Origin of the sequence: Streptomyces pathocidini, assembly GCF_001418495.1 — a bacterium.
In the GTDB taxonomy this organism is placed as follows: Bacteria; Actinomycetota; Actinomycetes; order Streptomycetales; family Streptomycetaceae; genus Streptomyces; species Streptomyces pathocidini.
This window is the reverse complement of sequence record NZ_LIQY01000287.1, coordinates 1-6768: the sequence shown is the minus strand read 5'-3', so window position 1 is coordinate 6768 and position 6768 is coordinate 1. Positions and strand designations below refer to the sequence as shown.

General features: G+C 73.7%; 6 protein-coding genes. 3 read left to right on the top strand and 3 right to left on the bottom strand.

Translation table 11 applies throughout. The features are described from left to right. The coding region (locus AOK16_RS15150; protein WP_205627691.1) for a TerD family protein at positions 1–470 on the bottom strand (470 nt) is incomplete at its 3' end. 133 nt (positions 471–603) lie between these two features. After that, entirely contained in the window at positions 604–1413 is an 810-nt protein-coding gene (locus AOK16_RS15145; protein ID WP_055472780.1) for an NAD-dependent epimerase/dehydratase family protein, read from the bottom strand. A gap of 304 nt (positions 1414–1717) precedes the next feature. Between AOK16_RS15145 and AOK16_RS15140 the strand changes: the two genes are divergently transcribed. Continuing rightward, positions 1718–2650 (top strand): 5-dehydro-4-deoxyglucarate dehydratase, encoded by a 933-nt coding sequence (locus AOK16_RS15140; protein ID WP_055472779.1) that lies wholly within the window; start codon positions 1718–1720, stop codon positions 2648–2650. A gap of 3 nt (positions 2651–2653) precedes the next feature. Continuing rightward, positions 2654–3850, top strand: coding sequence for a hypothetical protein (locus AOK16_RS15135; RefSeq protein ID WP_055472778.1), 1197 nt, complete (start codon positions 2654–2656; stop codon positions 3848–3850). A 300-nt stretch (positions 3851–4150) separates the two neighbouring features. Here AOK16_RS15135 and AOK16_RS15130 read toward each other — a convergent pair whose 3' ends face one another. Then, complete coding sequence (locus tag AOK16_RS15130) at positions 4151–4975, bottom strand: IclR family transcriptional regulator (RefSeq protein WP_240483576.1); 825 nt, start codon at positions 4973–4975, stop codon at positions 4151–4153. A 131-nt stretch (positions 4976–5106) separates the two neighbouring features. Between AOK16_RS15130 and AOK16_RS15125 the strand changes: the two genes are divergently transcribed. Then, a complete protein-coding gene (locus AOK16_RS15125) occupies positions 5107–6639 on the top strand; it encodes an aldehyde dehydrogenase (NADP(+)) (protein ID WP_055472776.1) in 1533 nt (510 codons plus the stop codon). The last annotated feature ends 129 nt before the right edge of the window (positions 6640–6768 follow it).

Sequence of the window (6768 nt, the reverse complement as noted above, 5' to 3'; positions counted from 1 at the left end):
ATCCCGGCCAGGCCGTTGGCGTACCCCTGCCCGACCGCGCGTACCTTCCACGCGCCGCCGCGCCGGTACACCTCCACGATCACCAGCGCCGTCTCGGTGCCCAGCTGCGGCGGGGTGAAGGCGGCGATCACGGAGCCGTCGTCGGCATTGCGGACGGTCGCGGTCGGCTCGATGCCGGAGAAGGTCTGGCCCGCCGCGTCGGGACTCGCGGTGACCACGATCCGCTCGATGTCGGCGGGCACGCCCGTGGTGTCCACGATGATCGCGTCAGGGGCCGTGCCACCGCCCGACCGGTAGGTGACACCGGGGCCCGACGGCTGGTTGTAGAAGATGAAGTCGTCGTCGGAGCGCACCTTGCCGGAGCCGGTGAGCAGCAGGCCCGACACGTCGAGCCGTACGGGCGCGGCCACGTCCACCGCCACGCGGGTGGCGGGGAGGGGGAGGTTCGAGCCGGGAGTCATCGCTGTCATGTCGTGGGTAACGAGCGGCGCCGCTTTGCAGTTCCATTACTCCTGACATTCCTCTGCTCCCGACATTCCTCGGAGCCTCCTGGCATTCCTCCGGAGGCCCGGGGGGCAGGCGGAGGCCCCGAGGGGCGCGGGCTCAGTGCGGCCAGATCGGCGGGGTCGTGCAGAACGGGCCGCCGAGGTGGGCGTGGGCCGGGTTCCCGGGCTCCAGTTCGCCCTGCTCGGCGATGAGCTTCGCCGCGTACGGCTCGGAGTCGTCCTGCGGCTCGTACCCCAGCGCGCGGGCGCTCGAGAGGTCCCACCACAGCCGGGTGTTGGCCGAGCTGCCGTGGACGACGGTGTGCCGGACGTCCTCGGCGGTCAGCGCGGCGTGCAGCAGCCGGGCGCCGTCGTCCGGGCTCATCCAGACCGACAGCATCCGGACCGAGGTGGGCTCGGGGAAGCAGGAGCCGATGCGGATGGAGACGGTCTCGATGCCGTGCAGGTCCCAGTAGAGGGACGCCAGATCCTCGCCGAAACCCTTGGAGAGGCCGTAGTAGGTGTCCGGGCGGCGCGGGGTGTCGATCGGGATGAGCGGGTCGTCGCCGGTCGGCCGGGGGGTGAAGCCCACGGCGTGGTTGCTGGAGGCGAAGACGATCCGGCGTACGCCCTCGGCGCGCGCTGCCTCGTAAAGGTTGTACGTGCCCTGGATGTTGGCTCGCAGGATCTTCTCGAAGGTGGACTCCAGGGAGATGCCCGCGAAGTGGATGATCGCGTCGACTCCGCGCACGGCCGCGCGCAGCGCGTCCGTGTCGGCCAGGTCGGCGGTGATCGCGTCGGGCTCGCCCTCGATCGGCAGCAGGTCGAGCAGGCGCAGCTCGTAGCCGTATCCGGGGAGCCGTTCGCGCATCAGCGTGCCGAGGCCGCCGGCGGCGCCGGTGAGCAGAACGGTGCGGGGAGCGGGCATCGGGGTCTCCTCAACGGGCGACGCAAACGGGCGGCTCAAACGGACGACGTGAACGAGCGGCTCAACGGGCAACGCGCGCAACCGACTTGTGCGTAGACGGGATTCACATGCGTGGACGGCTCGGGGTCAAGCTAAGAGCGCCGCCGATCTCCGTCAAGGGCGGGGCTGGGTGCGGGAATCCGCTCCGGAATGGGGTTCACCGGCCTTGACCTGCCAAGAGCGGGGCCCGTAGCGTGGGCGATGTTCAGAAATATAGACACCGATCAGGCTCGTGTACGAGCGCATGCCCACCCCGGGAGAGCCCGTGACCTCAGCCGCACTCGCCGAGCGCCTCGACGGCCTGCTGTTCTTCCCCGTGACCGCCTACGGGCCCGACGGCGGGCTCGACCTGGAGGCCTTCCGCGCCCACGTCCGCAACGGAGTGGAGGCGGGCGCGGGCGCCGTGTTCGTCGCCTGCGGCACCGGCGAGTTCCACGCGCTGGACACCGAGGAGTACGGGCGCTGCGTCACCGCCGCCGTCGAGGAGGCGGCCTGCCGGGTGCCCGTGGTCGCGGGCACCGGATACGGCACCGCGCTCGCCGTGACATACGCGCGCGTGGCCCAGGAAGCGGGCGCCGACGGGCTGTTGGCCCTGCCGCCCTACCTCGTCGTCCCCGACCAGCGGGGCCTGCTGCGCCACTACACCGCGCTCGCCGAGGCCACCGCGCTCGACCTGATCGTCTATCAGCGGGACAACGCCGTCTTCGAGCCGGCCACCGTCGTCGAACTCGCCCGCCACCCGCGGATCATCGGCCTCAAGGACGGCCTGGGCGACCTCGACAGGATGCAGCGGATCATCAGCGCCGTCCGCACCGAACTGCCCGGCCGCGGCTTCCGCTACTTCAACGGCCTGCCCACCGCCGAGCTCACCGGCCCCGCCTACCGAGGCATCGGCGTCCTGCTCTACTCCTCGGCCGTCTTCTGCTTCGCCCCCGAGATCGCCCTCGCCTTCCACAAGGCGCTGGTCTCCGGCGACGACGTGACCGTGAACCGGCTGCTGGACGGCTTCTACAAGCCCCTGGTCGAACTCCGCAACCAGGGCCGCGGCTACGCCGTTTCACTCGTCAAGGCGGGGGTGCGGCTGCGCGGCCTGGACGTGGGGGAGGTCCGGCCGCCGCTCAGCGAGCCGACCCCCGCCCACGTCAGGGAACTGGCCGCGCTGATCGAGCGGGGCATGGCCCTGGTGGAGGTGGCCTGACCCGTGCGCGCCTCCGCCTTCCTCTACCCCTGGGACGTCGTCGGCGACCCGGCCGCCCCCGACCGCGTCGCCCGTCTCGGCGTCCAGCAGGTCACGCTCGCCGCCGCGTACCACTCCACGCGCGCGTTGACCCCCCGCCACCCCAGGCACCGGATCGTCACCGCCGAGCACTCCGCCGTCCTCTACCCGCCGGACGAGGCGCGCTGGTCGGGCCGGGCCCTGCGCCCGTACGCGCAGCACTGGGTGCTCGGCGAGGACCCGTACGGCGAGGCCGCCGCGGCGCTCGCCGGGGCAGGGCTCGAAGTGCACTCCTGGGTGGTCCTCGCCCACAACTCCCGCCTCGGCGCCGACCATCCGGACACCTCGGTCCGCAACGCCTACGGCGACCGCTACCCGTGGGCGCCGTGCGTCGCCCGCCCCGAGGTGCGGGAGTACGTGGTGGCGCTGGCCGCCGAGGCCGCCGTACGGCCCGGGGCGCGCGGGGCGGAGCTGGAGTCCTGCGGCTGGTACGGGCTCGCCCATCTGCACGCCCACGACAAGATCGCCGGGGTGGCGCTGGGCGGCGCCGGCCAGTACCTGATGTCGCTGTGCTTCTGCGAGGTGTGCCGGGAGGGCTACGCGGCGGCGGGCGCCGACCCCGAGCGGCTGCGGGGGGCCGTCCAGCGCGCCCTGGAGCCGCTGTGGTCCGGGCGGTCGGAGCCGGGGCCCGGTGACCGCGCGGGTGAGTGGGCCGAGGTCGAGAAGCTCCTCGGGGCCGACCTGGCCGGTGCCACGCGCGCGTGGCGCGACGACGTGGCCCGGGGCCTCCAGGAGGCGGCCGTCGCCGCCGTACGCGCCGCCGCGGGACCGGACTTCCGCGTGCTGCTGCACGCCGACCCGGCCGCGCACCGCTGCGGCGCCAACGCGGGCGTGGACCCGGCCGGGCTCCTCGCCCACGCGGACGGGGCCGTGGTGCCCTGCACCGGGCCCGAGGCCGAACGGGCCGCCGTCTTGGCCCCGTTCGCGGAGCGCTTGGGGGAACGCGCCACCCTGGCCGCCAACTTCATCGTCGTCTCCGGCATGGGCGGCAGTCCGGCCACCCTGGCCGCCGACGCCCGCCACGCCCGGTCCCTGGGTGCGAACGAACTCCGGCTCTACCACGCCGGGTTGGCCTCCGACGGTGACCTGGAGGCGGCCCGCCGGGCGCTCGCGGAGCTGTAGGGGCGCGCGCCGGGGCGTCTCGTCGGGGAGCCCCGCCCCATCGTCGTGGAGCCCGCCCTATCCGACTCCCGAATGTCAGTGGCGCGTCCTACGCTGGCTTTCCCGGTGGACGGATCAGGAGGCGCCCATGACCACGCTCGACCGCGAGATCCCCCGAGCCGACGACTCGGCGACCCCGCTCCACCCTCGCCTTCGGCTTCGTCCGCCGCCGCTTCCCGTATCCGGGTGGGGCCGGAGGCGGCGGCGAAGGCGGCGAGGGAGTGCGCGCTCGCGAGGGGTGAGGCGGTGCGAGGAGGGGACTCAGAGGTGGCGGGTCGCCAGGGTCAGCCGGTCCCGGGCGTCGAACAGCGCGTCCTTGATGCTCTGTTCGTGCGCCGGGGTCAGCCGGGCCACCGGCACCGAGCAGCTGATGGCGTCGCGGGCCGGGGTGCGGTAGGGGATGGCGACGCCGAAGCAGCGCAGGCCCACCGTGTTCTCCTCGCGGTCCACCGCGTAGCCCTGTTCGCGGATGAGGGCCAGCTCCTCGATGAGCTTCTCGCGGTCGGTGGTGGTGTGCTCCGTGAGGCGCGCCAGGGTCTCCGGGAGCATCTTGCGGACCTGCTCGTCGGAGTGCGTGGCCAGCAGCGCCTTGCCCAGGGAGGTGGAGTGGGCCGGGAGGCGGCGGCCGACGCGGGTGAACGGGCGCAGGTAGTGCTGGGACTGGCGGGTGGCGAGGTAGACCACGCTCGTTCCGTCCAGGCGGGCGAGGTGGATGGTCTCCGTGGTGTCGTCCGACAGCCGGTCCAGGGTCGGCCGGGCGGCGGCCACCACCTCGTCGCCGTCGATGTACGAGGTGCCGACGAGCAGCGCGCGCACGCCGATGCCGTAGCGCGTGCCGGTCGCGTCCGTCTCCACCCAGCCCAGCTCGACCAGTGTGCGCAGCAGCATGTAGAGGCTGGACTTGGGGTAGCCGACGGCTTCCTGGACCGCGGCCAGGCTGTGCATGCCCGGCCGGCCGGCGAAGAACTCGAGCAACTCCACTGTCCGCACGGCGGACTTGACCTGGCCGCCGCCCTCGGCGACCCGCTGCGCGGGGGCGGCCCCGTGCTCCGTGGGGCGCACGCCGGGGATCCCGCCATCCGACATCGCCTTGACCCCTTTGTTCGACCGGAAATAGAGTCCCGGAAGCGTTCATCATTCATCGACAGGGACAGCGTTCAGCATATCGAACGCGGCTCCTGTGTGCGGCAAGACGGAAACAAACAGAGGAGCCCCCGGTGGCAGCACCAGTCTGGAGTGTCGACCCCCGAACCGGGAAGCAGCGTGAGCAGGTCGCCGTCGAGGCCACCGCCGAGGAGGTCGACGCCGCGGTCCGGGCCGCGCACGCCGCCCGGCCGGCCCTCGCCGACCGGACCGTGCGCGCCGCGTTCCTCCGCACCGCCGCGGACCTCCTCGACGAGGCGGGCGAGCACATCATCGAGGCCGCCGACGCCGAGACCGCGCTCGGCCCCGGGCGCCTCACCAGCGAACTGGCCCGCACGACCTTCCAGCTGCGCAGCTTCGCCGACACCGTGGACGAGGGCGCGTTCCTCGACATCCTGATCGACCACGCGGACCCCGAGGCGAAGCCCGTACCCCGCCCCGACCTGCGCCGCTACAAGGTGCCGCTCGGCGTCGTCGCCGTCTACTCCGCGAGCAACTTCCCGCTCGCCTTCTCCGTGCCCGGCGGCGACACCGCCAGCGCGCTGGCCGCGGGCTGCCCGGTCGTCGTCAAGGCGCACCCCGACCACCCGGCAACCTCCGAGATCTGCGCCTCCGTGCTGCGCCGGGCCGCCGTCCGGCACGGCCTGCCCGAGGGCGTCGTGGGGCTGGTGCACGGCTTCGAGTCCGGTGTCGAGCTGGTCAAGCACCCGCTGGTCACCGCGGCCGGATTCACCGGTTCCGTACGCGGTGGGCGCGCGCTCTTCGACGCCGCCGCCGCCCGCCCCACCCCCATCCCCTTCCACGGCGAGCTGGGCAGCCTCAACCCGGTCGTCGTCACCGAGGCGGCGGCGGGGGAGCGCGCCGAGCAGATCGGCACGGGGCTCGCGGGGTCCGTCACGCTCGGCGTCGGCCAGTTCTGCGTCAAGCCAGGACTCGTCCTCGCACCGGCCGGCGAGGCCGGTGACCGGCTCGTCAAGTCCCTCACCGCCGCGGTGAGCGACGCCACGGAGGGCGTGCTGCTCGACTCCCGGATGCGGGAGGCGTTCGTCGCGGGCGTACGGGCGCGGGCCGCGCTCCCCGGCGTCGAGTCGCCGGTCACCCCCGGCGAGAGCGGTGAGAACGCGGTCGCGGCCGGGTTCCTGACCGTCACCGCGAGCGCGCTCGCCGACGGGGAGGGCCACGAGCTGCTGCTGGAGGAGTGCTTCGGGCCGGTGACCGTGGTCGCGCGGTACGAGGACGAGGCCGAGGTCTCGGCCGTCCTCGGCCGGCTGCCGGGGAACCTCACCGCGACCGTGCACCTCGGGGAGGACGAGGCGGCGGAGAGCGGTGGGTCCGCGGCCCGGCTGCTGGGGGAGGTCACGCCGTTGGCGGGGCGGGTGCTGGTCAATGGGTGGCCGACGGGGGTTGCCGTGGCGCCCGCGCAGCACCACGGCGGGCCCTACCCGGCGACGACGTCGACGTCCACGTCGGTGGGGGGCACCGCGATCGAGCGCTGGCTCCGGCCAGTGGTCTTCCAGTCCACCCCCGCTGCGTTGCTCCCTCCGGAGCTGCGCGACGAGAACCCCCTGGCGCTTCCGCGCCGCGTGGACGGCCGCCGGGAGGTCTGACCCCCCGCCTCCGGCGCGGGCGCGCGGTTACCGTTCCGGTGTGCATCGGTCCCCGTCCCGGTGTGGGCACCCGGTTCCGCCGGGTGGGCACACGTTCCCGTTCCGGTGCGGGCAGGCGTTCCGCAAGGG

Excerpts from the sequence above, each read along its gene's own strand:
- AOK16_RS15130 (WP_240483576.1), bottom strand. The coding sequence starts at position 4,975 with ATGTCGGATGGCGGGATCCCCGGCGTGCGCCCCACGGAGCACGGGGCC.
- AOK16_RS15145 (WP_055472780.1), bottom strand. The coding sequence starts at position 1,413 with ATGCCCGCTCCCCGCACCGTTCTGCTCACCGGCGCCGCCGGCGGCCTC.